General features: G+C 44.7%; 32 protein-coding genes. 23 read left to right on the forward strand and 9 right to left on the reverse strand.

The features are described 5' to 3' along the window. Positions 1-111 precede the first annotated feature (111 nt). The 17 genes from N39L_RS03920 (at position 112) to N39L_RS04005 (ending at position 13,998) form a co-directional block, all read left to right on the forward strand. Positions 112-3,384 carry a HEAT repeat domain-containing protein gene (locus N39L_RS03920; protein ID WP_035737653.1) on the forward strand — a complete coding sequence of 1,091 codons (3,273 nt, stop codon included), beginning with the start codon at positions 112-114 and terminating at the stop codon, positions 3,382-3,384. Between the two features lie 90 nt (positions 3,385-3,474). Further along, positions 3,475-4,347: a CheR family methyltransferase gene (locus tag N39L_RS03925; RefSeq protein WP_006619580.1), complete on the forward strand. Its 873-nt coding sequence runs from the start codon at positions 3,475-3,477 to the stop codon at positions 4,345-4,347. 46 nt (positions 4,348-4,393) lie between these two features. Then, complete coding sequence (locus N39L_RS03930) at positions 4,394-5,443, forward strand: protein-glutamate methylesterase/protein-glutamine glutaminase (protein ID WP_006619579.1); 1,050 nt, start codon at positions 4,394-4,396, stop codon at positions 5,441-5,443. Positions 5,444-5,478: 35 nt separating this feature from the next. Beyond that, positions 5,479-6,108 (forward strand): chemotaxis protein CheC, encoded by a 630-nt coding sequence (locus N39L_RS03935; protein WP_006619578.1) that lies wholly within the window; start codon positions 5,479-5,481, stop codon positions 6,106-6,108. Positions 6,109-6,111: 3 nt separating this feature from the next. Next, on the forward strand, positions 6,112-6,414 hold the full coding sequence (locus tag N39L_RS03940; RefSeq protein ID WP_006619577.1) for a hypothetical protein: 303 nt from the start codon (positions 6,112-6,114) through the stop codon (positions 6,412-6,414). A gap of 13 nt (positions 6,415-6,427) precedes the next feature. Then, entirely contained in the window at positions 6,428-6,625 is a 198-nt protein-coding gene (locus N39L_RS03945) for an AvaI/BsoBI family type II restriction endonuclease (RefSeq protein ID WP_006619576.1), read from the forward strand. Continuing rightward, complete coding sequence (locus tag N39L_RS03950) at positions 6,591-6,689, forward strand: AvaI/BsoBI family type II restriction endonuclease (protein ID WP_353912490.1); 99 nt, start codon at positions 6,591-6,593, stop codon at positions 6,687-6,689. The genes N39L_RS03945 and N39L_RS03950 overlap by 35 nt, the downstream gene beginning before the upstream one ends. 77 nt (positions 6,690-6,766) lie before the next feature. Further along, on the forward strand, positions 6,767-7,504 hold the full coding sequence (locus N39L_RS03955) for a cytochrome c biogenesis protein CcdA (protein WP_006619575.1): 738 nt from the start codon (positions 6,767-6,769) through the stop codon (positions 7,502-7,504). A 28-nt stretch (positions 7,505-7,532) separates the two neighbouring features. After that, positions 7,533-8,903 (forward strand): cytochrome c biogenesis protein, encoded by a 1,371-nt coding sequence (locus tag N39L_RS03960; RefSeq protein WP_006619574.1) that lies wholly within the window; start codon positions 7,533-7,535, stop codon positions 8,901-8,903. Between the two features lie 227 nt (positions 8,904-9,130). Then, the gene (locus N39L_RS03965; RefSeq protein WP_231852087.1) at positions 9,131-9,418 is read left to right on the forward strand and encodes a histidine kinase; all 288 of its coding nucleotides are present in this window, start codon (positions 9,131-9,133) and stop codon (positions 9,416-9,418) included. After that, positions 9,411-9,596 (forward strand): hypothetical protein, encoded by a 186-nt coding sequence (locus N39L_RS03970; protein WP_006619572.1) that lies wholly within the window; start codon positions 9,411-9,413, stop codon positions 9,594-9,596. The genes N39L_RS03965 and N39L_RS03970 overlap by 8 nt, the downstream gene beginning before the upstream one ends. A gap of 192 nt (positions 9,597-9,788) precedes the next feature. Then, positions 9,789-10,250 (forward strand): HAMP domain-containing protein, encoded by a 462-nt coding sequence (locus N39L_RS03980; protein WP_006619571.1) that lies wholly within the window; start codon positions 9,789-9,791, stop codon positions 10,248-10,250. After that, the gene (locus tag N39L_RS03985; protein ID WP_286133253.1) at positions 10,247-10,378 is read left to right on the forward strand and encodes a hypothetical protein; all 132 of its coding nucleotides are present in this window, start codon (positions 10,247-10,249) and stop codon (positions 10,376-10,378) included. Before N39L_RS03980 ends, N39L_RS03985 begins: the two co-directional genes overlap by 4 nt. 830 nt (positions 10,379-11,208) lie before the next feature. Beyond that, the gene (locus N39L_RS03990) at positions 11,209-11,409 is read left to right on the forward strand and encodes a SpoIIE family protein phosphatase (RefSeq protein ID WP_006616123.1); all 201 of its coding nucleotides are present in this window, start codon (positions 11,209-11,211) and stop codon (positions 11,407-11,409) included. 107 nt (positions 11,410-11,516) lie between these two features. Next, positions 11,517-11,675 (forward strand): hypothetical protein, encoded by a 159-nt coding sequence (locus tag N39L_RS03995; RefSeq protein ID WP_014274359.1) that lies wholly within the window; start codon positions 11,517-11,519, stop codon positions 11,673-11,675. A 54-nt stretch (positions 11,676-11,729) separates the two neighbouring features. Beyond that, positions 11,730-13,520 (forward strand): penicillin-binding protein 2, encoded by a 1,791-nt coding sequence (gene mrdA / locus N39L_RS04000; protein WP_014274360.1) that lies wholly within the window; start codon positions 11,730-11,732, stop codon positions 13,518-13,520. Positions 13,521-13,707: 187 nt separating this feature from the next. Continuing rightward, on the forward strand, positions 13,708-13,998 hold the full coding sequence (locus tag N39L_RS04005; protein ID WP_006616839.1) for a Mo-dependent nitrogenase C-terminal domain-containing protein: 291 nt from the start codon (positions 13,708-13,710) through the stop codon (positions 13,996-13,998). Here the strand turns inward: N39L_RS04005 and N39L_RS04010 are convergent. The 8 genes from N39L_RS04010 to N39L_RS04045 all read right to left on the reverse strand — a co-directional run bounded on the left by N39L_RS04010 (position 13,980) and on the right by N39L_RS04045 (position 18,231). Continuing rightward, positions 13,980-15,620, reverse strand: a complete 1,641-nt coding sequence (locus N39L_RS04010; protein ID WP_014274361.1) for a B12-binding domain-containing radical SAM protein — start codon at positions 15,618-15,620, stop codon at positions 13,980-13,982. The two genes, N39L_RS04005 and N39L_RS04010, sit on opposite strands and share 19 nt — an antisense overlap. A gap of 39 nt (positions 15,621-15,659) precedes the next feature. After that, positions 15,660-15,914 carry a SemiSWEET transporter gene (locus N39L_RS04015; protein ID WP_035737656.1) on the reverse strand — a complete coding sequence of 85 codons (255 nt, stop codon included), beginning with the start codon at positions 15,912-15,914 and terminating at the stop codon, positions 15,660-15,662. Between the two features lie 106 nt (positions 15,915-16,020). Beyond that, positions 16,021-16,140 carry a photosystem II reaction center protein J gene (locus N39L_RS04020; protein WP_006616836.1) on the reverse strand — a complete coding sequence of 40 codons (120 nt, stop codon included), beginning with the start codon at positions 16,138-16,140 and terminating at the stop codon, positions 16,021-16,023. A 78-nt stretch (positions 16,141-16,218) separates the two neighbouring features. Then, positions 16,219-16,338, reverse strand: a complete 120-nt coding sequence (gene psbL / locus N39L_RS04025) for a photosystem II reaction center protein PsbL (RefSeq protein WP_006616835.1) — start codon at positions 16,336-16,338, stop codon at positions 16,219-16,221. A gap of 9 nt (positions 16,339-16,347) precedes the next feature. Next, on the reverse strand, positions 16,348-16,482 hold the full coding sequence (gene psbF, locus N39L_RS04030) for a cytochrome b559 subunit beta (RefSeq protein WP_006616834.1): 135 nt from the start codon (positions 16,480-16,482) through the stop codon (positions 16,348-16,350). Between the two features lie 20 nt (positions 16,483-16,502). After that, entirely contained in the window at positions 16,503-16,751 is a 249-nt protein-coding gene (psbE, locus tag N39L_RS04035) for a cytochrome b559 subunit alpha (protein ID WP_006616833.1), read from the reverse strand. A gap of 119 nt (positions 16,752-16,870) precedes the next feature. Continuing rightward, positions 16,871-17,875, reverse strand: a complete 1,005-nt coding sequence (locus tag N39L_RS04040) for a photosynthesis system II assembly factor Ycf48 (protein WP_006616832.1) — start codon at positions 17,873-17,875, stop codon at positions 16,871-16,873. 20 nt (positions 17,876-17,895) lie between these two features. Next, a complete protein-coding gene (locus tag N39L_RS04045; RefSeq protein ID WP_006616831.1) occupies positions 17,896-18,231 on the reverse strand; it encodes a rubredoxin in 336 nt (111 codons plus the stop codon). Positions 18,232-18,827: 596 nt separating this feature from the next. Here N39L_RS04045 and ndhC point away from each other — a divergent pair. From ndhC to N39L_RS04065, 4 genes are all read left to right on the forward strand, one after another. Next, positions 18,828-19,190 carry a photosynthetic/respiratory NAD(P)H-quinone oxidoreductase subunit C gene (ndhC, locus tag N39L_RS04050; protein ID WP_006616830.1) on the forward strand — a complete coding sequence of 121 codons (363 nt, stop codon included), beginning with the start codon at positions 18,828-18,830 and terminating at the stop codon, positions 19,188-19,190. A 25-nt stretch (positions 19,191-19,215) separates the two neighbouring features. Beyond that, positions 19,216-19,941 carry a photosynthetic/respiratory NAD(P)H-quinone oxidoreductase subunit K gene (gene ndhK, locus N39L_RS04055; protein ID WP_006616829.1) on the forward strand — a complete coding sequence of 242 codons (726 nt, stop codon included), beginning with the start codon at positions 19,216-19,218 and terminating at the stop codon, positions 19,939-19,941. Next, complete coding sequence (locus tag N39L_RS04060; RefSeq protein WP_006616828.1) at positions 19,934-20,443, forward strand: NAD(P)H-quinone oxidoreductase subunit J; 510 nt, start codon at positions 19,934-19,936, stop codon at positions 20,441-20,443. The genes ndhK and N39L_RS04060 overlap by 8 nt, the downstream gene beginning before the upstream one ends. A gap of 447 nt (positions 20,444-20,890) precedes the next feature. Further along, positions 20,891-22,462, forward strand: a complete 1,572-nt coding sequence (locus tag N39L_RS04065) for a hypothetical protein (RefSeq protein WP_014274362.1) — start codon at positions 20,891-20,893, stop codon at positions 22,460-22,462. On the opposite strand, the gene N39L_RS04070 is transcribed toward N39L_RS04065, so the two are convergent. Further along, positions 22,459-22,581, reverse strand: a complete 123-nt coding sequence (locus tag N39L_RS04070; RefSeq protein WP_286171740.1) for a hypothetical protein — start codon at positions 22,579-22,581, stop codon at positions 22,459-22,461. The two genes, N39L_RS04065 and N39L_RS04070, sit on opposite strands and share 4 nt — an antisense overlap. Before the next feature lie 73 nt (positions 22,582-22,654). On the opposite strand from N39L_RS04070, the gene N39L_RS04075 reads away from it, so the two are divergent. After that, positions 22,655-23,923 (forward strand): M16 family metallopeptidase, encoded by a 1,269-nt coding sequence (locus tag N39L_RS04075; RefSeq protein ID WP_014274363.1) that lies wholly within the window; start codon positions 22,655-22,657, stop codon positions 23,921-23,923. 271 nt (positions 23,924-24,194) lie between these two features. Then, a complete protein-coding gene (locus tag N39L_RS04080) occupies positions 24,195-24,428 on the forward strand; it encodes a hypothetical protein (protein ID WP_126277459.1) in 234 nt (77 codons plus the stop codon). Positions 24,429-24,471 lie beyond the last annotated feature (43 nt).

Below are 24,471 nucleotides of genomic sequence, written 5' to 3' on the forward strand. Positions count from 1 at the left end.
GGCGGACAGTCTATCCCTAGACTGAACCCTCTCGATTGTTGAGAGGGGGCTAAAATTGATAATTAAAATTGTTAATTGTCGGCCCAAATTAAAACTTACCCCCTTAAAAATATGACGATTAGTATTTTTACAACAGATGATAAATTATTGGTGAGATCCTGGGATTCTCAACTAGCTATGATGAGCGGCTTAGAGGCAGAAGAGGTCTATGATTGTCCGTTGACCGAGATAATTCCTGATTTGGAGTCGAGGGGTTTACTGGCTCGTTTTAATCAGGTTCTGGAAGATGGTACTATCGAAACCCTAGCGCCGGATTTTCATCATTATTTAATTAAGTGCCCACCACGGAACCCGTCGCAATACTTTGACTCGATGCAGCAAAGGGTAACGATCGCACCTTTGCGGGAAAAAACGGCGATCGTGGGTTTGGTGATTACTTTAGAAGATGTCACGGAGCGCATGGAGGCAGAATGGGAATTAGCCAATGCTCGCACAGGGTCAAATGATGGGGAAGAAACGGAATTTGATACGTCAGTCCATGAGTCCCTCATTGCTGCTCTGGCTGACGATCGCTGGCAAGTGCGCCAAAATGCCACCCGTCACCTAACTAATGTTAAAGCGCCAGAATTGAACGCGCAACTGTTGGAATTGTTGCGACAACAACATCACAATCCAAATATCCTTAACAGTGTGATACAGGTTCTGACTCTCACGCAGGTTGATATAGTGCCGGCTCTGATTGATTGTCTGAAGGAACAGGATTCAGATCTGCGGATTTATGTGGTGCAAACCCTAGGACAAAGGAAAGATCCCCGGGCTATTCCTGCCCTGATTGATATGTTGGATGATGATAATGTCAATGTCCGGTATCATGCTATTGAAGCTCTGGGAAAACTACAAGCGCTCGAAGCCGTTGATGGCTTGGTGAAAATCGCTGAGTCAGAAGACTTTTTCCTAGCTTTCCCTGCCCTTGATGCCCTAATGCAAATGGCTAATGCTAAACTGGCTCCTCAACTGGTTCCATTGCTACAAAAAACCCTGAATTGGCAATTGCGCCGAGAAGCAGTTGATAACTTGGCGATAACTGATGACCCAGAAATTATCCGTAGCCTACTGCGATTGATGCGGGAACAGCATCGCAACCCGAATGTTCTGAATGCGACTCTACAAATTCTGGCGCTCAGTAATGTAGACCCAATTCCGGCTCTGGTGGAATGCTTGGGAGAACCAGACCCAGATCTGCGAATTTATACGGCTCTGGCTTTGGGAGAACGCCACGACCCCCGTGGTATTGATCCTCTGATTGGTTTGCTCAATGATCCAGATATCAATGTTCGCTATCATGCCATTGAGAGCTTGGGACAACTGAAGGCGAAGGAGGCTGTGGAGCCTTTGATTGAGATTGCGACGAGTGGGGATTTCTTTTTGGCTTTTCCGGCGATCGAAACTTTGGTGACTATTGGCGATACAACGATTATTCCCAAACTTCTGCCTCTATTAGAGGATGACTTGCTTTGTAGTCCGGTGGTATCGGCTTTGGGTAAGTTTGCGGATGCTGATGCGGTAGGGCCTTTGGTGGCTCAACTTAATCGTCCTTTGACATCGATCGCAGAAATTGTTTTGGCTTTGGCGGAAATTTACGCTAATTATAAACAACTCGAAGAAGGACAACATATCGCTGACCTGACCCGCCAAGTGATACAAGATCAGGGGGTGGAAAATATCCTAGCAGAGATTGAACAAGGATCTTTGTCCGGGCCGGAGTTACGGGCGATGGTGATGGTCTTGGGTTGGCTCGAAGGAGAGAAAATTGAGCAAACTTTAGGAAAACTCCTGAATAATCACGAAGTTCGCGATCAGGTGATGGAAGCCTTGGTTGCATTCGGGGGAAGGGTAACGCCTTTATTGATTATGCAGTTGGAAGCGGGAGACCTGGAAACTCGCCAGGCGGCGGTTATGGCTTTGGGACGTATAGGCAGCACCCAGGCGGTTCCGGCTTTGATGTCTTTGTTGGGTCATGCTGAACCGGAACTGGTGATGGTGACGACTACGGCTTTGGCTCACATTGGGGATGCTCGCGCTTTTGAGGGGCTGTTGGAGTTACTGGCACATCCTGACTCGGCGGTGCGTTTGGGGGCGATCGCTGCTCTCAATTCTTTGGGCCATCTAGCTATGCCTCAACGGATTTATGATCTGTTGGTTGATCCTAACCCGTTGGTACGGGAGTCGGCGGTGAGAATTGCTGGGTATTTTGCTTTTGAGAATTGCAAAGACCGATTATTGGCTTGTACACAAGACCCAGAAGAACGGGTTTGTCGGGCGGCGCTCGAACATTTGCCCTATTTGGAGGATGAGCGGGTTTTGCCGATCTTGGTGCAAACTTTGACTCACCCTTCGCCTTCTTTGCGATCGGCTGCGGCTCATGCTATGGGAGAATTGGAAAATATCGCAACTGTCCCTCATTTACTAAAAGGGTTGGATGACCCGGAATCTTGGGTTCGTTATCAGGCGGCTCGTTCTATTGGTCGCTACGGTGACACTTTAATTGATATCCTAGAATCAGGTTCGATTTCATCCCTACCAGAACCTGTAGCTGAACTCAATGTTGATCAATGGGCTGATAGTGCCTTTGCCGCCCTGAAACAACTGGCTAATCATGACCCGGCTGATCCGGTCAGAGCGATCGCTGCTGAGTCCTTGGGGGCGATCGCTGGTGTGAGAGCTACTCCGATTTTGTCTGGGTTGGCTGAGTTGGAGGATGAAGGCGGAGATGTGGCCCGTGCTGCTTTGAGGGCTTTGGGGCGCATTAACCGCGCTCAGGCTATACCCCCTTTGCTGACGGCTCTCAATTCTCCTAACTCTGAACGTCGCCTTGATGCCCTCCATGCCTTTCGTGAAAGGGGAGGAACCGAAGCCGGGGTAGCTTTGCAGTGGATGGCCGCCGCTGACCCCGAAGAACGTCTGGTTTATGAGGCGATCGAGTCCCTTTCTCGTTTGGCTACTCCAGAAGCCATTTCGGCCTTGCTGGAATTGACCGTTGACCCTAGCACTCGAGAGGCTTGTCTTAATGCTTTGGTCCGGCGCAATTGTCCCGAAAGTTTAGAGGGAGAATATATTGAATTGGTCGCTCAGGGATTAAAACATATCCATCCCGGGGTTCGCTGTTCTGTGGTCGAGGTTCTCAAGCGTTTTAAGCATCCCATAGCTTCCGAGTTTTTGATTGAAGCCTTGGATGATGCTGATAAAAATGTCCGTCTGGCCGCTGTCACCGCTTTAGTTTATCTGGGAAATCACAGTTGCGATGAAAAATTAGCTAAACTCGCTCGCACTGACCCATATCCGGCTATTCGTCGCGCCGCTCATCGAGGTCTACGATCTTCTTAAAATAGTCCATAGAATGGGGAAGTTAATAGTTGTCCATTGTTAACTCTACCCCTGATTTTATGCTTAATTCTCAGGATTTATATGTGATCTATGTCATTTCGCCCAGACTCACTAGAACTATCGGAAAGTACATTTATTATTCTTCGAGATTTAATTCACGAACGAACTGGTTTGTACTACGAATCTAGAAAAAGGGATCTGTTGGCAGATAAGGTTTATCCTCGATTAGTAGACAAGAATTTTGATTCATTTTTGGATTACTATTATCTACTAAAATATGATCCTGATGCTGATGGTGAGTGGAAATGCCTGATGGATGCCCTGTCGGTTTCGGAAACTTTCTTCTGGCGGGAATTTGACCAGGTTAGGGTGATGATTGATGTGTTGTTGCCATCATTAATAGACAAATATAAAGGTGGTTCTAAATCTGATGATTGGCCGATTTTTAGACCTATTCAAATTTGGTGTGCGGCTTGTTCGACTGGTGAGGAACCTATCTCAATTGCCATGGCTTTAGAAGAGGCTGGTTGGTTTGACAAAGTGCCTATTAATATCTACGGTACTGATGCTTCACCTCGGTCAATTAGTAAGGCTAAGGAGGGACTATATCGACAATATTCATTTCGGGCAACTCCTCCTAAAATTCAGGACAAATATTTTGACAAAGAAGGTAATAATTGGCGGATTAAACCGAGTATTCATAAGCGAATTACTTGGCAAGTTGCCAATATTACTTGCCCTCATGAAATGGCTAATTTTAGAAATATTAACTTTATTTTTTGTCGAAATATTTTTATATATTTTTCCGATCAATCCATCCAGAAAACTGTCAAACTACTCTCGGAAAGAATGGCAGAATCTGGTTATTTATTTGTGAGTGCATCTGAGTCCCTGTTAAAGTTTGAAACTGATTTTAAATTGGTGGATATTAGGCAAGCATTTGCCTATCAAAAAAAACGTTAACTGACCTGATATAATATAAAATATAGAGCTACAGAGGAGCCATGAGATGAAAAATATTATTCGAGTTTTGATTGTAGATGATTCAGCATATGTCCGTAAGGTGATTAGACAAATGCTGTCTCGTAGTCCCTTTATTGAGGTCGTTGATGTCGCCCATGACGGTGCGGATGCTTTGGAAAAAATTGAAAAGCTGGGCGACCAGGTGGATGTCGTTACCTTGGATTTATTGATGCCTAAAATGGACGGTGTGGAGTTTATTAAACACCAAATGGCACGCCGTCCCCTACCAGTGATTGTGGTCAGTATTGCTAATGAAGGAGGCGAGAAATTTCTGGCGGCTTTGGATGCTGGGGCGGTGGATTTTGTCCATAAACCTACGGCCCTCGCTACGGAAAAAATGTTTGATATTAGTGATGAATTAATCGCGAAAGTGAAAACAGCCTCGACTGTCCCTATTCAATGTCTCACTAATATTCATGAATTTCCTTCATCAACACCATTACCTCGCCCTCCTATTAGTTCAGGAAAAATTGAATTGGTGGCGATCGGAATTTCTACAGGGGGCCCTCAAGCCTTGGCGTTCTTAATTCCTCAATTGCCGGAAAATTTGCCAGTTCCGGTGGTGGTGGTTTTGCATATGCCTGTGGGATACACTAATATGTACGCCCAACGCCTAGATCGTCTTTGTTCTCTTGATGTTAAAGAGGCTCAAGCTGGAGATGTGGTGCGCCCAGGTGAGGTGCTAATTGCTCAGGCTGGACACCATCTGAGTTTTAAACGCAATCATGATCAAAATGTAATTGTCCATTTGCACACTAAACCTTTTGATTTACCTCACCGTCCATCGGTGGATGTCATGTTTCAATCGGCGGCGGAGATCTATAAAGACCGGGTTTTGGGTGTGGTTATGACTGGAATGGGATCTGATGGTAAACAAGGTGCCGCTTGGATTAAGTCCCACGGTGGCTCGGTTTTTACGGAAGCTGAGGAAAGCTGTGTGGTCTATGGGATGCCTAGAACAGTTGTAGAAGCTGGTTTGAGCGATCGCAGTATTCCCCTTAATCAGATGGCTAAGGCGATCGTAGATGCTTTATAAATTTAAATGTTCTTTAGGGTTTGGGAGTTCTCGTGATGCTGCTCACAGAAAAACAACAGAATGCGCTCATTGGATTTATCAATATGATATTATCCAGACGACCAGCAAGTTCCTTGTCAGCATTAATTCAATGTCCGGTGATTTTGGATGTTTCTAATGTTTGGCTGTATCCTCTGAGTAAATGTAAAACCGAATTTGCTGACTGCTTTGCTAATGAGGTGGCTAATGTCCGTCAAACTTTGTCTGGTTCCTTGTCGGGAGATGCCTTAATACTTCTTGACTATCCCGTGGCAGTAATGTTAACTAATTTACTCCGACACAATTCGAGACAACCTATTGAACATCTGAATATTTCTGCCTGTGAAGTTTTGACAGAAGTTGGCAATATTTTACTGAGTAGTTTTCTAGGGATTTTAGGGAACTTAATGGGAAGTATGATTACCGTTTCCGAGCAGTCATTTTCCATTGACCCCCTAGAATCAATGATTAATTCTCTGATTTTAGAACATCAAGAAATTCGCTATGTTTTAGTTGTCAAAACTAAATTTATTCTCTGTGATAACTCATTGGAAGCATACTTGTTTTTTGTATCTGGGGTTATGCCTCTATCTTGTATGATTAGAGGCATTGAGTCTGTCAGCAATGTGGCAGTTTCTAGGGTTTAGATAATGTGGGGAATCTCTAATTATAACTCATCAGGAGAAAAGGCAGTCGAAAACATAGCAGATATCCGGGAAGTTAACCATCTTGATCAACAATTACATAATTCCTTTCAAAACAAATTTTTAATCGAACCATCACTAACCAGGCTGTTAGTCAGTTTTCAGGCGAAAAAAACTCAACCTATTTATCGTTGGTATAAGTATAAGGAAGCCTTTTCCGCATCTCTAGTTCAACTGTTATTTGCAAAATATGGATTGACTCAAGGCAAAATTTTAGACCCCTTTGCAGGTAGTGATATATGTATGTAAAAAATCCGAACTAATGGGAATTAATAATGTACAATCTATCCTAGCTTTAGGTGAACTGAAAGGAGCCATAGAACCAGCGGGAGCTGATGAACATTGTCAAACAGCACAAGCATCACTAAATCGGATTCGACAAGCATTATATCAAGTGGGATATTCTCCTTATACCTTCTTGGGAAATTGGGGAGCAACTAGAAAATGGGACGCTCAATAATGCCGCTAATCTGAATCGAGAAAATCAAGTAGCATCTATTTCTCGGTGGCTGTGCGATCTGTAGGAGTTGGATTTGAGATCTGGACTGGCTAAAAAAACGTTACAATTTTTGATAGTTCCCAAACTCATCAATTTGATCTCATGAGCGAAACCCTACAAACACAACTCTATGAAATTGCACAATTTGCTAATACCCTAGTGCGCGAACAACTAACCCATGTGGGATGGCCAAGCATTCTCATCCTGTTGGCTGCTGGTTTGCTAACCAGTCTGACCCCCTGTATGCTGTCTATGTTACCGATTACGATTGGCTATATTGGTGGATATGAAAACCAAAATCGCACCACAGCAGCTATTCAGTCTACCTGGTTTGCTTTGGGACTAGCAACTACTTTAGCGGGATTGGGGGTTTTTGCGTCTCTGGTGGGACAAGTTTATGGTCAGATTGGCTGGGGTTTACCGATTGTGGTGAGTGCGATCGCCATTTTGATGGGATTGAACCTTTTAGAAGCCTTACCCCTGCAACTTCCGGCTTTTGATACCATGGGGTGGATTCCTGAAAAGCTCCCCCATTCTGCGCGTTCTTATCTGTTGGGGTTAACTTTTGGTTTGGTGGCTTCTCCCTGTAGTACCCCGGTGTTAGCGACGATTCTGGCTTGGGTTTCTACCACTGGCGATGTCCTTCTGGGGGGGGCGTTGCTGCTGTCTTACGCTGTGGGTTATGTGGCTCCCTTGATTTTGGCGGGTACATTTACGGCTACTATTAAAAGGTTGCTGGCTTTGCGTCAGTGGTCGGGTTGGATTACTCCCGCTAGTGGTGTTTTGCTGGTAGGGTTTGGGGTGTTTTCTCTGTTGTACCGACTGGCTCCGATCGCCTAGTTAACTTTTGTAAAATCTTGATTTAATTATGACTGCTAAAGATGTGGTTTTCTCTAAACTTTATAGTTGGGGAACAGCACCCAGAAAATTTGTCCGTAAAGAATTAGTTCCGGTGTTGGCGGATTTGCGATTAGCGATTGTTTTATTGTTAGCGATCGCCATTTTTAGCATCTCTGGAACTGTTATAGAACAGGGACAGTCCGCCGCCTTTTATCAAGCTAACTACCCAGAAGATCCGGCTTTGTTTGGCTTTTTAACCTGGAAGGTATTACTATTTATAGGGTTAGATCATGTTTACCGGACTTGGTGGTTTTTATCAATCCTAATTGTCTTTGGCTCTAGTCTGACAGCCTGCACTTTCACCCGTCAGTTACCGACCTTAAAATCGGCACAACGTTGGCAATATTACGACAAGGAAAAACAGTTTAAAAACTTGGCTTTAAGTGCCGAGGTAAACAATGTATCCCTAGACCATCTCAAACAGACCTTAGAAAGCCGTCGTTATCTAGTCTTTCAAGAGGGAAATAAACTCTATGCTCGCCGAGGTATAATTGGCCGGATTGGACCCATTGTAGTTCACGCTAGTATGTTGATTATTTTGGCGGGTTCAATTGTGGGTTCAATGACGGGTTTTATAGCTCAAGAACTTGTCCCTAGTGGGAATCTATTTGGGATTCAAAATATCCTAGATGCGGGGCCGTTTTCTCAGTCTAAAATGCCCCAAGATTGGGCGGTTAAAGTCAATCGCTTTTGGATTGATTATACACCAGATGGAACTATCGATCAATTTTATTCTGATTTGTCGGTAGTAGACCGGGAGGGAAAAGAACGCGATCGCCAAACTATTCATGTTAATAAACCCCTACGTTATGATGGTATCACCTTTTATCAAGCTGATTGGGGAATTGCTGGGGTGCGGGTTCGGATCAATCGTTCTCCGGTGCTACAACTACCAATGGCGCAACTAGACACTGGGGGAAAAGGTCGCATTTGGGGAACTTGGGTTCCCACCAAAACTGATTTGAGTGAGGGAGTCTCCCTGCTGGCGAAAGATTTACAGGGAACAGTGTTAATTTATGACAATGATGGTCAGTTAGCCTCAACAGTCCGCGAGGGTATGTCTATTGACATCAATGGTGTCACCCTCTATGTTGATGAGGTGGTGGGAAGTACAGGATTGCAAATTAAAGCTGATCCAGGTATTCCGATTGTTTATTTAGGATTTGGATTACTGATGATTAGTGTATTAATGAGTTATGTATCTCATTCCCAAATTTGGGGACTCCAACAGGGTGACAGGCTTTATATTGGCGGTAAAACTAACCGCGCTAAGGTAGCGTTTGAGCGAGAAGTGGTGGCGCTATTAGACAAAATCGAGTCGGAACAAACCATCAGCTAAACTATCATTCCCCCTCTACATAAGCCAGTTTTGGGGGGGATTTTATGCTCAATTTCCATGATAATTTTTGATTAAATATACCATCAATATCCAGGTTTATTTACAGGGTGGTAATTGCCAAAATTTATGGTATTTTAAAGTTAATTATTTTTGAAAATTACCGATTCAATACTGAAGATATACTGCAGCCAAATTGTGATTATCCTAATCTTTTATCTGCAAATATTATGCTGGTTAAAAAGTTCAACCAAGCCATTATAACACTATTCGGAAATACCTCTATTAGTACAATTTTAATTGTGCCATTTGTAGTCCAAGTAGTGGGAGCGACCGGATTGGTGGGTTATTTATCGTTCCGCACAGGAAAAAGTGCGATCGCCGATTTAGCGAACCAATTAATCGAAGAAGTAAGCGATCGCATTTACCAAAACCTAGAATTATACCTAGAAATTCCGGCTAAGATAAACCCAAAAAAACTGGATGCGATCGAGTTAGGATTTGGAGAATATGATTAATATTATCGAACCAGAGACAGATTTTAGCTTCTATTATTATCATACTAATGACCAAAGCGATCGCACTACTGTACAAGCCATAGTCGAGAACGCAGACCCACGCAAGCACACCATTTATATCACAGCCAAAGAAGCTGGTCAAGCCATCTGGAGTGATGTTTATATCTCCTACTTATAACCCACGCTACTTTTAAGCCATCTTTATCCAGTCTATGATGATAGTAATAACTTCCAAGGTGTATTAATTTCAACCTTACGTCTAGATCATATTTCGGAATTTCTCCATAGCCTTAGTATTGGGAAGTCTGGACAAGCATTTATTATCAAACGTGACGGGACTTTCTTGGCAACTTCCACCTGAGAATTACCCTTGACCATTGATGAAGAAGAACGCCGAGAATTAATGAATGGTTACCAAAGCAATAATCCCATTAATCAAGCAACGGCTAAAGATTTATTTAATACATTTGGCGACCTCAAAACTCTAGGGAGTAACCAAAATAATGAGTTGCGATTGAATGAAAATCTGTACTTTGTGAAAGTTAGACCTTTACAGGATGAGTATAATTTAGATTGGCTGATTGTTGTAGTTGTACCAGAGTCAGATTTTATGTCCGAAATCAACGCTAATATTCGCACTACTATTAAACCTGTTGGTGCGATGATTGTGGCAATTATTATTGGTATGATAACAGCTAGGTGGATTACTTTGCCAATTTCCCGCCTCAATATCGTCGCCAGTAATGTAGCCAAAGGAGACTGGAAACTGTCCCTATATCTGCAAAGAAATGATAGTACAGCAGTCATTTCAAGATTTAACCACCCTCAATGAATAGACTCACCAAATTTTTAAACGTTATTCCGGTAGGAGTAGCTATTTATGCACCGAATGGCGAGCTAATTTATTTTAACAAAACCACCGAATATTTACTCTCACTTGAGGAGGTGAGAGACTTATAAAACCATACTTTCCAGCTAAATAATTATATTAATCAAGGGGGAAGTAATCAATTATCAAGAGTTATCAATCCTCCCTATTATAGAGCCTTACAATGTGAAAATATGGTGTCTAATTATCTATAAATTCAAGTAAGCGATCCCCGTATTACCTGAGAACTGAGAGCAGCTATTATTGTGGAAAAACAAGGCAATATTATCTATGAAATTAGGGGATTGACATTAATGAAAACCAAAAACCTGCCAAATTTTATCATAAATTGCGGCTCTAAACCAAGGTTTAAAAGCCGAAAATTTCGCCTGAAAACCGAATTAAAAGTAGCTCAAAAACTGCCATACATGATTTTACCGAAACCGGAATAATTAGCAGAAATATCTAACTTGGAGGCAGCCGGATTTATGGAGCCAGCGGACGAAGTTGGGGGAGATTATTATGAGATAATACTAGAGTCCAATGGCAGATCAACAGTAGGTATTGGTGATGTAACCGGACATGGTTTAGAAAGGTGTTAATGCTGATGACACCAACAGCAGCTCGGACTTAATCAGCCTGACCATAAGCCGATCAAGTAAAGTTTTTAAATGGAATTAACCAGGTAATTTATAGTAATGGTATGCCGATGAGAAACTATAAAAATTTAACCCTGTCTTTTTTAACATTTCCAGATGATAAATTTCATTTAACCGGACAGCATGAAAGTTGAATTGTAGTTCGTAACCATGGAGAAGTCGAACAAATTGATAGAATGGACTTAGGGTTTCTGATAGGTTTATAAGAAAATATCTCAGATTTTATTAATCAGCTAGAGGTGAAAGTCAATCCAGGAGAAGTGATGGTTTTATATACCGATGGTATCCCGGAAGCCGTTAATGAGCAACAGGAAATGTATGGTATGGAGCGGACTTTGTGGAGTGCTTCAGGAAAACCAAACCGCCACGAGTCAGTTGATAGTATTTGTGAAAGGGTAGCTAAAGATGTCAAGCAATTTATCGGCACACAAAAGCTGTTAGATGATATAACCTTAGTAGTTTAAAAAAAAATAGCATAGCCGGAGTAGAGACCGACTCAGGAAGCCGAGATCCATGCTAATGTTAAAATCTAGTCAACAGATATCCTAGATATGCACTCAGGATCTAAGCTATGGCTGTACTACTTACCTGGATCGCGCTAATTCTGAGCATTCTGCTAACAGAGACATTTTGGCTAGACCCTCTGAGCTTTCTTAATTGGCTACACCTACCGAATTGGACTGGGTTAGCATTTGTGGGGTTAATTGTGGCTTGGTGTCTTGGGGAATAGGTACTAACTTGCCCAAAAAATAGTATGTTGTATCAGAGATTTATTTCAAGGTCTATGGTGCGTCAACTGTCTTTTAACCCTAGGGTCCATTTTACTAGTAGCGATCGCCCGACTGTCCGCAAGGAAGCGCCGCGACCGCTGTATCGTGTTTTACTATTAATGCTGGTAGCCACAGGATTGATAGGTTTGCAGGTTCATCGGCTGGTACAACTGCAACTGGTGAAGGGAGCAGAAAACCGACTGAGAGCGGAAGACAACCGTATCCGGCTGATTCCAGTCCCCTCAAATCGGGGTCGAATTCTCGATCGCAATGGTACAGCCATAGCCGATAACCACCAAGTGCGGGGGGTTTTTTTCTGGCCAAGGGAAAAGACCCCAGAACAGTGGAAACAAGCGGCTAACCAACTGAGTGAGTTACTCGATGTACCAGCACACAGCATTTTAAACGAACTAGAACGCATCGGCTACCAATCCGCCACCTCAGTCCGCATTAGCAATCATCTGACTCCAGAAGCCTTTATCTGGTTAGCGGAAAATGCCGAGAAGATGTCCGGGGTGGAAATTAGGATGGAGTCGAGTCGCCACTATCCCCACGGTAATTTAGCAGCTCAAGTAGTTGGCTACATTGGGGAAGCCAACCTACAAGAATTAAAAGCTAACCCCGATTGGCCAATGGGCATGGTAGTAGGACAGTTGGGGATTGAAGCCTTAGCCAATAAAGATTTAGTGGGAGTGTGGGGCGCTCGCTTGGTGGAAGTGAATGCCAAAAACGAGGAACTGCGGATCTTTGGTGAGAAATCCTCTCAAGGGGGTACAGACGTACAACTAACCATAGATATCAATCTGCAGAGAGTGGCGGAACAGGCTCTGGGACAGCGACGGGGAGCAGCAGTAGCCCTGAATGTGAAAACTGGGGAAGTGTTAGCAATGGCGAGTAGTCCACGATTTGACCCTAATTTATTTACTCGCCCCATTACCCCCCAACAATGGGAAGAACTCCAAGGGTTAGACCATCCGTTTCTGAATCGCGCCTTACAGGGATATCCCCCCGGAAGTACATTTAAGATTGTTTCGGCTGCTGCTGGTATGGCTTCTGGCCATTTTAGTCCAGGTTCGGTAATTGCGACCTCAGATTCAATTACTATTGGTGGGATTGCCTTTAAAGAACATAGTGGCGGGCTTGGGATAATTGGGTTTCGGGATGCTTTAGCCTTTAGTAGTAATACCTTTTTCTATCGCCTGGGGATGGCCATTGGCCCGGAAACCATGGCTAAATGGGCTAGAAATTTCGGGATTGGTACTACGGATTTAACATTGTTGGGGTTAACGGAGGGATCTAGTGGATGGGTTCCTACGCCGGAAGACAAGGAAAAAATCTTTGGGGAACCCTGGTATTTGGGGGATACTGTCACGATGTCTATTGGTCAAGGGTCGGTACTAGCTACCCCTCTGGAGTTGGCGGTGATGGTATCGGCGATCGCCAATGGTGGACAGCGAGTTAAACCCCATTTACTCTCTTCGATGACTAATACTCCCGCTACCCAACCTGTACCCACGGGATTGGCTCCTGATGCGATTAAAAAAATTCGAGAGGGGTTAGTTGCTACGGTCCAGTATGGAACCGCTCAGGTAATGAATGGTGGTAGTATCCCTTTAACTGGCGGAAAAACGGGAACTTCTGAGGTTTGGGGACAGCGATCGCACTCGGTTTATGTGGCTTTTGGTGCTGCGGATCAAGCAGAAATTGCCATTGCTGTAGTCGTGGAAAATGGCGGTTTTGGCTCTAAGGCGGCGGCTCCGGTAGCTCTGGAGATGTTCCAAACCTACTTTGCTGATAGAAAATAACCACCCACCCAACCGGGTAACACCAAACCCTGTTAGGTAAGAGGTTTCAGGCGGTGGCTACTTCCTCGGCGGGATATGTATAAATTTTGATAATCATAATCAAAAATTTATATAAGTAAACCCTGGCGTTATAGCGATCGCCTTGCTAAATTAAATCTATAGCAACCGAGGAGGAGCCATAGGAGATATGAATCAACTCAACTTAAATACCCAGCCAAATTTCATCTTAAAACCCATCAAAACCCGGCTCGATATTCAAGTCAAAAATCCCAAAACAGCCCGGTTAATCTGCAATTTAATCCCCGCACAATGCCCCTTTGAACGCACTATCAAAATGTTTGGGCGTACAGTTTTACAAATTCCCCCCCTCTGCAAATTAAACCCTTTTTATGAGGAAGTTGTGGCGATGCGATTTCGTGCCCTTTTCTACTTAGCCGATGAGTGTGGAGAAGATATTTCTCAGTTTTTTGTCGCCTGAGATAACTTGTCTCTAGCCCAAATTTGAGAATCATTGAGGTGCTTTTTAAGAGTTGTTTCTGGTAGAGGTCCTTGGAGGTGACTCCAGGGGAGAACCTGGTTTAATTCCCAGTCTTGATTAACATAAAAATCTATTGGGGGAAGCTGTCCGCGTAATTCCTTAAACCCTCGCCGATAACTTCCGGGACTGTCCCCATAATGGCGGACTTTTTCCAAGAGATAAGATAAACGGCGATCGCCTCGGGAAATTAAAGCCTGAATTACCGACCATCGATAACTTTCCGGGCGAAAATCCATCCCATTCGAGCGCAGTTTTTTCTCTAAAAACTTTAATCTTTTTTCGGCTGCTGGATTAACTCCAAACCACTGAAAAGGAGTGTGAGATTTCGGGACAAAGGTACTACAACCGAGGGTGAGACGTAAACCAGGGGCGGCTTTTTTAATCTCCTGCATCATAGCAACTGTGGCATCTAAATCCTCTGATTCCTCCCCCGGAATCCCCACCATACCATAGAGTTTAAGGCTTTTTAAGCCTCCGGCTTTGGCATTAATAGCAGCTTGGATAATTTCATCATTATCTAGTTTTTTATTGATGATTTTACGGAGGCGATCACTACCACTTTCCACCGCTATAGTAATACTACGAGTATCCCGTTTCGCCAAAGTAGCCGCTAGTTTCACCGTCACCGTATTGGTGCGAACTGAAGCCAAACTCAATCTCACATCATCATATTCTGGCTGACTCAGATAATCCAACAATTCGTTAAATTCGGGATGTTGAGTCACCGAAGCCCCCAATAAACCCAGCCTTTTAGTGACAGTTAAACCCCGATTAATTGCCGGAATTAAAGATGATTCAAGATTCGCCGTCCGGAAAGGTAAAGTCAAATAACTAGCCAAACAAAAACGGCACATTTCGGGACAACTGCGAACCACTTCCACCATATAGATATTTTCCCAAGCCGCCAATTCCGTGACTACGGTGGAAGCTGATAGAGTATTTCCGCGATAGGTTTGTTTTTGCACCTGGGGGGGAATATCACTATCAATAGGTTTAATAGAAGCGATCGCCCCATCAGCACTGTGATATTTCACCTCATATAAACTAGGGATATAAACTCCCGGAAGTTGTGCTAAGTGGCGTAATTTAGTCTGTCGGTCGGCTTGTCTAACCTGTTGATAGGCGCTGATAAAATTAGGTATTAAATCTTCACCATCTCCCAGTAAAATCACATCAAAAAAATCAGCAAAGGGTTCTGGGTTAGCCGTGAGGACAGGTCCGCCGCCAAAAACTAGGGGTTGTTGATTATCGCGCGAGTGCGATCGTCTTGGTAGCCCTAAATCTTCCAACTGCTGTAAAATGTTACTGTAGTCTAATTCCCACGACAGAGAAAACCCTAATAATTCTGGGTTATTTGGTAGAGGTTCACTCAGATCCGTAAACAGGCGGCTAACTTGTACATCTTGACGAAGTGCTAAAGTCGCCCATACTATCTGATAACCTAGGCTAGTAATTCCCACACTGTATTCATTGGGGAAAGCCAAAATCACCGGAACCGCATTAGTTTCCGGTGTAGCTGGAGTAAATAATAAACGTTCGCGCGCGAATTGGGTAACAGTCACAGTATAAAAATTAGGGTGATCAGATTTAGCATATCCAGATTAGTGATATTTTAACTTAAACCACAAAATAGTCGAAGCCAATACCAAAGTCGCCACATTAGTTAGGATAATCGGTAGATCTTTAATCAGCGTTCCATATACAATCCATAAAAATACCCCGGTACAGAAAATTACGAACATTCCCAGGGAGACATCACGGGTCGATTTAGTTTTCCAGGTCTTAATTGCTTGGGGAAGAAATGCAATAGTCGTCAGCATCCCCGCTAATAGCCCAATTCCAGTAATTATGTTCATAAATTGATGAGCAAATCCTGTGCTTAATTCAATAAAAATCCCACCCAAAACGAGTGGGATATTATCAACACTTGAGTATTAACACTCAGATTTTATGGTTCTTAAATTAGAGTGCAGAACCAACACCGACGTAAGCCCCATAGAAAAACAGACCAACCACAACCAGAACACCAGTTCCGGCTACCGTGGCGATTAACCAAAGGGGAAGTTTAGCATCTCCAGACACAGCTTTATACCTCTCTATTCAAAATTGAAATTACTGGGGAAAAGGGTAAATATCTCCAAGGTATAATGGTACTTCTAGTTAGTTAAAGAAATAACTAGAAAACAGGATACCCAGGACAAAAATCAACAGCAAGCCCAGATACAGAGAGGTTCTGTTCAGTTCAACAGGCTGCTTATTGGGGTTACGACTACGATCCATGTATGTCTCCTATCGTTGAATAAACTGCATAGCGGCGATCGCACCCAGGAAGAAAACTGTAGGAACAGCCAGGGTGTGTACAGCCAACCAGCGAACCGTAAAAATCGGATAAGTTATCGGTTGGTTTTGATTTGCATTCGTCATGTTTTTAAGTTCTCCTGGATCTACTTAGCAATAAATTGTTGAATTTGTGTTTTGCTATCTTGGCGTTCAGTGATAATCGGTAGTTCCTGGCGCTCTTGAGTAAAATACTCATTAGGGCGAGGTGTACCAAAAGCATCATAAGCCAAGCCGGTGCTGACAAATAACCATCCAGCAATAAACAAAGCCGGAATTGTCAGACTATGAATCACCCAATAACGGACACTTGTAATAATGTCACCAAAAGGACGCTCACCAGTAGTACCTGCCATTTAAGTCTCTCCTGTTAACAAATCCACAACTTACAGACTCTCAATCATATTATAATAGGGTAGAGAGTCACTTATAACAAGCCAATTTTACCAACATTTTTTAAAGGCTGGTTTTTCTCTCAACTAGATGCTGAGGTGTTTCCGGTGTATCTAAGTAATGTTCCCCGTTGACCGAGTATAAATCCCCGTTTAGGACTCATAAACTCAATGCGGTAAAAATTGGAGGGAATATCCTCAACTTTCCTGTCTTTTTGCCAGGTTTCACCCCCATCAAAACTACAGAGAAGGTTACCACTACCGCCAGTGACCCAAATCTCTTCGGGGGTACGATAAGCCAAATCCAGTAATCCCCAACTGGTGGAAAACTCTGGCTTAATAGGATCACTCCATTCTTCGGGATCATTAGGGTCGCTAAACCGGATCTCACCGCCACGGGCTAACATCCAGAGTCGGTTATCCTGACCAAAGCCAATTTTTTCTAGGCGTTTAGAACTATAGCGAATGTGGGGAGTCCAAGAGGTCTGTCCCGGTTCCCAAGTCGAGTAAAAATTACCCTTAGCTGAAACGGTAACATATTCGCCTTGTTCCGAGCGAGACAAGCTGCGAATTACTCCCACAGCATCTTCTACCATAGCCTGCCAAGTTTGACCGCCATCTTTAGTTTGATAGATAGCTCCGACATTAGTAGTCATTTCCGCCGCACTAGGTCCGAGGGCGACAATATTATTGGGAGCGCCGGGGAGTTTATTGCTGAGGGCGATGCGAGTCCAGGACTTACCCCCATCAGTGCTATGGAGAAGTACAGAAGGCTCACCGACAACCCATCCTTCCGAGCCGCTAAAACTAACAGAGGTCAGCAGAAGATTAGGTTCATCGAGATCTAGCTGTTTAGTTTCCCAGGTCTTACCGCCATCTTGAGTTTCTAACAAAGTGGCATTGCTACCGACAATCCAACCATGATCGGAGTTATCGACAAAATCGATATCAAATAACTTGGCATCTGTAGCCACGGGGACTAATTCCCAAGGATTATAGCTAACATCTGGCAGATAGTCACAACTTGCACAGAACAAAGCCACAGCTATCAAAATGGCAAATTTTTGCAAAAATTTAGGGAACTGCATTTTCAATCTGGTTAAATCCCTTAACGTAAACCATACAAACTAATAAAAAACAGAAATGCCAAAGCCAGCCCGCCAAAAATGAGAAGACTTTTCTGTTGAGAGGTCAGGGTATTGACTCCCAGGCCAAACCCCAGATTCTCCTCAAATCCAGACGGACTTGAGGAGGAACCAATATTCCTAAATTGGCTGCGGGGCGCACCGCAAACGGGACAACGCCACCGAGTTGGCAGATCTTCAAATTCAGTACCTGGGGGAATATTGCCTGTAGAACTGCCTTTGGAGGGTTCATAGACGTAACCGCAGGCGTTACACTCATATCGGTCTGGAGATTTGACTTCAGTGGCTGGCTCACTCATAGTACGGACGGTCGGGGAGTTAATTATTAAAAGTCTATTACATAATATTACAGAACCTGACAAAGTTAAATCAATCTGTGGCGATCGCCAAAAGACAGTTAAATCGCCAAAAGACAGTTAAAAGGTTGAGCAGTGTCGGTAAGCACGCTAATCGCAGATTTCTGTTAAGATCCAACCTAGCCATAGCTAAATCGTGTCCCACTGAACCGATCAGATCTTTGATGGCTCAGAAGAATGGGTCTAAAACCCTGTTTTTCTAGGACGGCTTTGTTCTAAAATGGAGAAGTCATAAGGCTCAAGAGGCGTTGAAATAGCTACGATGAGAGCGCACCTAGACAGTTCCGGGGGGCAATGTTTAACTAAATCCCTGAAGACAACCAGCTTTGGGCTTGAGTAGAATCAAACATAGTCGCCCCAGGGCATGGGGAGACTCTAAACGGACGCAGAGCGAGGGTAAGACTACTTCCGGTAGCACATGGCTGTGAAGCGTCAAGGAATCCTTACTGCTTCAGGCAGGACGAGGAGGTATGTCAAAGGTACAAGTGATCTAATAATATAAAGAACCAGTTACAAAACTATAACTCTGTTGATCTGCTGTGTTTTTTCTCAACGGTTACGAATATTTCCTGGGCTTCCTAATCATCTGTAGCCTAGTCCCGATACTAGCTCTAGGAGCCTCCAAAATCCTCCGACCCCAAAGTAGAAGCGCCACCCGTCGCATAACCTACGAGTCAGGCTGTGAACCCATAGGGGGAGCCTGGATTCAATTCAACATTCGCTACTATATGTTTGCCCTAGTCTTTGTCATCTTTGATGTAGAGACAGTATTTCTGTACCCCTGGGCGGTAGCATTTCATAGATTAGGCCTACTAGCCTTCATAGAAGCACTCATCTTTATTACCATCCTAGTCATTGCTTTAGTCTACGCATGGCGCAAGGGTGCGTTGGAATGGTCATAGGTACGCTACTACAGGTTATAAAAATATGACAACTCAAAGTCCTTCACCGAATACAACTATCATCAACCCCATGGAGCGACCCCAGGTCACTCAGGAATTATCGGAAAATGTGATCCTGACCACGGTTGATGATCTCTACAACTGGGCTAGATTATCTAGTCTGTGGCCGTTACTCTATGGGACTGCCTGTTGTTTTATTGAATTTGCGGGTCTAATTGGTTCGCGGTTTGACTTCGATCGCTTTGGATTAGTGCCCAGGTCCAGCCCCAGACAAGCAGATCTGTTAATCACAGCGGGAACTATCACCATGAAATATTCCCCCATGTTGGTCAGGCTTTACGAACAAATGCCCGAACCCAAATATGTGATTGCTATGGGAGCGTGTACCGTCACCGGGGGAATGTTTAGCATGGACTCCACCACCGCAGTGCGAGGGGTAGATAAGCTGATCCCGGTAGATGTTTACATCCCCGGCTGTCCTCCTCGCCCGGAAGCGATCATTGATGCGATTATTAAACTACGCAAGAAAATCGCTAACGAATCATTCCAGGAGCGGGGAAATCTCCAACAGACCCACCGCTACTATACGCGATCGCATAATCTGAAAGTAGTCGAACCGATTTTAACCGGGGAATACTTAGAATCAACTACCCGTCAAGTCCCCCCGAAACAACTGACCGAGGCGATCGGGATGCCCGTGCCCCCCGCCCTACAAACCGAACCCATGAAAAAGGAGGAACAGCGTGGCTGAGACCGAAACCGAAGCCCCCATCATTGAAGCCGGACCCGTCTCCCAGTGGTTAAGTCAGAATGGATTTGACCATGAATTTCTGGGTCCCAATCATGTGGGAGTCGAGATGATTAAAGTAGACCGGGATTATTTAATTCCCCTAGCTACTGCCTTATATGCCTATGGTTTCAACTATCTACGGTGTCAATGTGCCTATGATATGGGACCAGGGGAAGATTTAGTCAGCACCTACCATCTCGCCAAAGTGGGCGACAATGTGGAACAACTAGAGGAAGTTTGCGTCAAAGTCTTCGTTCCGCGAAGCGACCCAAAAGTTCCCTCAGTTTATTGGATTTGGAAGGCGGCGGACTTCCAAGAACGTGAGTCCTATGATATGTATGGTATCGTCTACGAAGGCCATCCTAACCTGAAGCGCATTTTAATGCCAGAAGATTGGATAGGCTGGCCACTTCGCAAAGACTATATCTCGCCAGAGTTCCATGAGTTGCAAGATGCGTATTAGTGGATTAGTGGGGTGTTATACATAGTCGCCACAGGGCATTGGGAGACTCTAAACGGACGCAGAGCGAGGGTAAGACTACTTAGGTAGCACATGGCTGTGAAGCGTCAAGGAATCCTCGCTCCTTCAGGACGAGGAGGTATGTCAAAGTTTTTATCAGGTCAGACCATAACCGTTATGGGTGTTGACCGTTAAGAACAGTGGGTAGCTCTATAGCGCCCACTACTCCCCAGGGGGTGAAATTAGGATGTCCCCCGTTCACAACCAAATTGCAATCTTTCTCAAAAGTCTGGTATATTTTCTTAGGCTCATGCTGTTATATTCAATGTGGTCTTAAGAATACGCACTCAGAGCAAGCGAGTGTATTCTGTTGGGATTAAGTCAAGGAACATGGACTTGATCTTGCAAAAACTGTCTTAGTCCAACATTTTGGTGGAGGAGTTCAAGCTAATGTCAAACCTTACAGGTACTAGTTTTATAGATGTCAACGGCACCGGGGTATTCGATCCTGGTGATCTGCCAATAGCTAATGCTGCGGTATTCACGGATTTGCCCCCGTTTAATAACGTATACGAACCAGAGCAAGGTGAACGGAGCGGCATTACCAATGAGAATGGAGAGTTTGTAATCACTGATTTACAGACTTTAGGAGCCGGGACTCCGTTCCAACTTCGACAAGTCCTTCCTCCCGATGTCAGCACTGCTGGGAGCAACCTGCCCATCGATTTCAGCGTTCCCGCCGATCCGAACCAGAACCTAGGCCCAGTTTCCATTGTTAACTTGCCTCCGGCTGTCCCTGTACCTCCAGTTCCCCCCATTACCAGCAAGGGTAACATCCAAGGTCAGACCTTCATAGATAACAATGTTGATGGCATCTTTAACCTTGACAACGAACCTGTTGTCGGTGGTATTCCTCTGTTCCTTGACTTAGACGGTAACGGAGTCTGGACAGCGAACGAACCCATTACAGTAAGCCGTCCTGATGGTTCTTATTCCTTCAACAACCTGGCTCCTGGAACCTATCAACTGCGGCCCCTATTGCCTGGGAACGACGTACCCCCAGGATTAGGCGGTGTAACTCGTTTTGCAGATAGATTAGTTGCTACTAATGATGAGCCAAAATTAGTTAACGTTTCCGGCGGTGCTGTTACCTTACAGGACTTGGGCTATGTAGTTCCCGGAAGTATCTATGGTTTCGTAGTTTCCGATGCCAACAGTAACGGTGTTGCCGATCCCGGAGAACCAGGTATCCCTGGCATTACCGTAGCTGGCGGCGGAAGAACTGCGGTTACAGATGCCAATGGTTTCTACATCCTTGATGTAGATGCGACCTTCCCCACCTTCTCCGATGCGGAGTTGGCTCAAAATCCCTACCTGCACTATGTACTTTCCAACGAGCCTGGGTTGTTAACAGAAAGTTTTGAAGTCGAGGTGGTTAATCCTCCTGGTAACTTGGTAGCTACCGGACCTGATCCTGCTTTTGATGTGGCTTTGGGTCGTGGTCAAGCTGCACAAAAGAACTTTTTCTTTAACGTTCCCCCCAGCCTGGTGGGAGGTCCTGGAGTTCCAGATAGTATCACTGGCTTTGTGTTCACCGATGTTAACATTGACAGTGCCTACCAAGTTGGTGAACCCCTCCTCGAAGGTGTAACCGTTTACCTGGATCTGAATAAGGACGGAGAGTTAAACAGTGGTCCCCTGCGTGACCCAGTAACCGGGGCGGTGATTCTGGATGCTAACGGCAACCCATTCCCGGCTGAACCGAGTACAGTAACTGGCCCTGGCGGTAATTTTGGCTTCTTTGATGTCTCCCGCTGGTTGCCCTTTATCGGACCAGGGGATGCTGAATTTATTGTCCAGGCTGAAGCACCTGCTTCCTTACCTTTCCTCACGACTGCCCAGCCAGTTATCTTTGGTGACGGATTGCGAGTTTTGGCGGAAGTGGGCGCGTCTAGCCTAGCCTTCGGTATGTCCCAGTTCCCCCCTGTTATTGCTGCTGCTGATCCTAGTTTTGGCTTTTAATGGTTAGGGGAAGCATTCCAGTAGCCTTGCTCATTAGGGTGTAAAAATAGGCGTAAAAATATAATGGCAATCATCCCAGGCTGAAAGTTGGCTTGGGATGTTTTTTTGTTTTGTATCAAAATACTCAATTTTTGGCGGCTGGGGGTATTATTATATACCTAGAGGGTTAACGGGGGTTTAAAAGATTAAAAGTTGTCTAAACTGTCAACGATCGCAACGTTTCCCGCTAATGTCTTCACCCTAGACAATGGTTTAACTGTCATTCATCAAGAAATTCCAGCTACACCGGTGGTCGTGGTAGATGTTTGGGTTAGGGCAGGAGCCACAAGGGAGCCAGAGCCTTGGTCGGGGATGGCTCATTTTCTGGAGCACATGATTTTTAAGGGGACTGAAAAAATCGCCCCTGGTTTGTTCGACTGGGTAATTGAAAGCCGAGGGGGGGTCGCTAATGCAGCTACAAGCCACGACTATGCCCATTTTTTCATTACCAGCGCCGCCCAGTATTTAGAGGAAACCCTGTCTCCCCTGGCTGATTTACTGCTGCACGCGGCGATACCTGATGATGAGTTTGTGCGAGAACGTTCGGTGGTGTTAGAAGAACTGCGCCAATCTCAGGATAGCCCAGATTGGATAGAGTTTCAAGCGATGATGGAAACTCTGTATGGTAATCATCCCTATGGGCGATCGGTTTTGGGGACGGAAGCGACTTTGATGCCGCGAACTCCTGACGAAATGCGGCAGTTTCATCGCTGTCACTACCAACCGGAAAATATGGCGGTAGTGATTGTTGGGGGAGTCTCAGAAAAGCGATCGCAAGATTTAGTTTCCCAGGCTTTTGGCTCATTTTACCACCGGGAAGAATGCCCAACTACTAACGGTTATCATCAACCTAAACTGAGGGGTATTCTCCATGAGGAACTACTACTACCTAATGTAGAACAACCTCGGATCACCATGGCTTGGTCAGGACCTGGAGTTGAAAATATACGACATGGCTACGGACTGGACCTGATATCGGTTTTATTAGCAGAGGGGCGAACTTCTCGCCTAGTGCAATTATTACGGGAAGATAGACAGTTAGTAGACTGTATAAGTAGCGGTTTTTCCCTACAGCGGGAGTCGAGTCTATTTACAATTAATGCCTGTTTAGATATTGACAATATCGAAGAAGTTGAACACCTAATCTGCGAGTGTTTAGGTAATTTAGCGGAAACTCCGATGTCGTCAGCGGAACTCGATCGCTGTAAGCGTTTACTGTGTAATGATTATGCCTTCTCAACGGAAACACCGGGACAATTAGCAGGGTTATATGGCTATTATTTCACAGTAGCGAAACCAGAGATTTCGGTAAGTTATCCCCACCAAATTAAATCTCTAGAAGCTGCGGAATTAAAGGAAATTGCCAAAACTTACCTGAGCCCCGAACGATATGCGATGACTGTGGTCAAGCCCTTATACTAAGTAGGTTGGGTGAAACCCAACAGAGTAGTTAATAATTAATTGTAGGTTGGGTGAAGCGCAGCGAAACCCAACTAAGCAGTAGGTTGGGTGAAGCGCAGCGAAACCCAACAGGAGGGGATGGATGGATGATGTAATTTAGGCTTATGATGTTTGGTTATTATCCTAACCGAGCGATCGCCCCTAGGTGGATGATTGCTAAATCCCCAGTAGGTTGGGTGAAGCGCAGCGAAACCCAACAGGAGGGGATGGATGGATGATGTAATTTAGGCTTATGATGTTTGGTTATTATCCTAACCGAGCGATCGCCCCTAGGTGGATGATTGCTAAATCCCCAGTAGGTTGGGTGAAGCGCAGCGAAACCCAACAGGAGGGGATGGATGATGTTAGGGGATGGATGTTTGGTTATTATCCTAACCGAGCGATCGCCCCTAGGTGGATGATTGCTAAATCCCCAGTAGGTTGGGTGAAGCGCAGCGAAACCCAACAGGAGGGGATGGATGGATGATGTAATTTAGGCTTATGATGTTTGGTTGTTATCCTGACCGAGC

The sequence above is a fragment of the Limnospira platensis NIES-39 genome (genome assembly GCF_026000695.1).
GTDB lineage: Bacteria > Cyanobacteriota > Cyanobacteriia > Cyanobacteriales > Microcoleaceae > Limnospira > Limnospira platensis.

Coding starts and splice junctions, on each gene's coding strand:
- N39L_RS03920 (WP_035737653.1), top strand. CDS start 112: ATGACGATTAGTATTTTTACAACAGATGATAAATTATTGGTGAGATCC.
- N39L_RS03925 (WP_006619580.1), top strand. CDS start 3,475: ATGTCATTTCGCCCAGACTCACTAGAACTATCGGAAAGTACATTTATT.
- N39L_RS03930 (WP_006619579.1), top strand. CDS start 4,394: ATGAAAAATATTATTCGAGTTTTGATTGTAGATGATTCAGCATATGTC.
- N39L_RS03935 (WP_006619578.1), top strand. CDS start 5,479: ATGCTGCTCACAGAAAAACAACAGAATGCGCTCATTGGATTTATCAAT.
- N39L_RS03940 (WP_006619577.1), top strand. CDS start 6,112: ATGTGGGGAATCTCTAATTATAACTCATCAGGAGAAAAGGCAGTCGAA.
- N39L_RS03945 (WP_006619576.1), top strand. CDS start 6,428: ATGGGAATTAATAATGTACAATCTATCCTAGCTTTAGGTGAACTGAAA.
- N39L_RS03955 (WP_006619575.1), top strand. CDS start 6,767: ATGAGCGAAACCCTACAAACACAACTCTATGAAATTGCACAATTTGCT.
- N39L_RS03960 (WP_006619574.1), top strand. CDS start 7,533: ATGACTGCTAAAGATGTGGTTTTCTCTAAACTTTATAGTTGGGGAACA.
- N39L_RS03965 (WP_231852087.1), top strand. CDS start 9,131: ATGCTGGTTAAAAAGTTCAACCAAGCCATTATAACACTATTCGGAAAT.
- N39L_RS03970 (WP_006619572.1), top strand. CDS start 9,411: ATGATTAATATTATCGAACCAGAGACAGATTTTAGCTTCTATTATTAT.
- N39L_RS03985 (WP_286133253.1), top strand. CDS start 10,247: ATGAATAGACTCACCAAATTTTTAAACGTTATTCCGGTAGGAGTAGCT.
- N39L_RS03990 (WP_006616123.1), top strand. CDS start 11,209: ATGGTTTTATATACCGATGGTATCCCGGAAGCCGTTAATGAGCAACAG.
- N39L_RS03995 (WP_014274359.1), top strand. CDS start 11,517: ATGGCTGTACTACTTACCTGGATCGCGCTAATTCTGAGCATTCTGCTA.
- mrdA (WP_014274360.1), top strand. CDS start 11,730: ATGGTGCGTCAACTGTCTTTTAACCCTAGGGTCCATTTTACTAGTAGC.
- N39L_RS04005 (WP_006616839.1), top strand. CDS start 13,708: ATGAATCAACTCAACTTAAATACCCAGCCAAATTTCATCTTAAAACCC.
- N39L_RS04015 (WP_035737656.1), bottom strand. CDS start 15,914: ATGAACATAATTACTGGAATTGGGCTATTAGCGGGGATGCTGACGACT.
- psbL (WP_006616835.1), bottom strand. CDS start 16,338: ATGGATCGTAGTCGTAACCCCAATAAGCAGCCTGTTGAACTGAACAGA.
- psbF (WP_006616834.1), bottom strand. CDS start 16,482: ATGACGAATGCAAATCAAAACCAACCGATAACTTATCCGATTTTTACG.
- psbE (WP_006616833.1), bottom strand. CDS start 16,751: ATGGCAGGTACTACTGGTGAGCGTCCTTTTGGTGACATTATTACAAGT.
- N39L_RS04040 (WP_006616832.1), bottom strand. CDS start 17,875: ATGCAGTTCCCTAAATTTTTGCAAAAATTTGCCATTTTGATAGCTGTG.
- N39L_RS04045 (WP_006616831.1), bottom strand. CDS start 18,231: ATGAGTGAGCCAGCCACTGAAGTCAAATCTCCAGACCGATATGAGTGT.
- ndhK (WP_006616829.1), top strand. CDS start 19,216: ATGACAACTCAAAGTCCTTCACCGAATACAACTATCATCAACCCCATG.
- N39L_RS04065 (WP_014274362.1), top strand. CDS start 20,891: ATGTCAAACCTTACAGGTACTAGTTTTATAGATGTCAACGGCACCGGG.
- N39L_RS04080 (WP_126277459.1), top strand. CDS start 24,195: ATGATGTTTGGTTATTATCCTAACCGAGCGATCGCCCCTAGGTGGATG.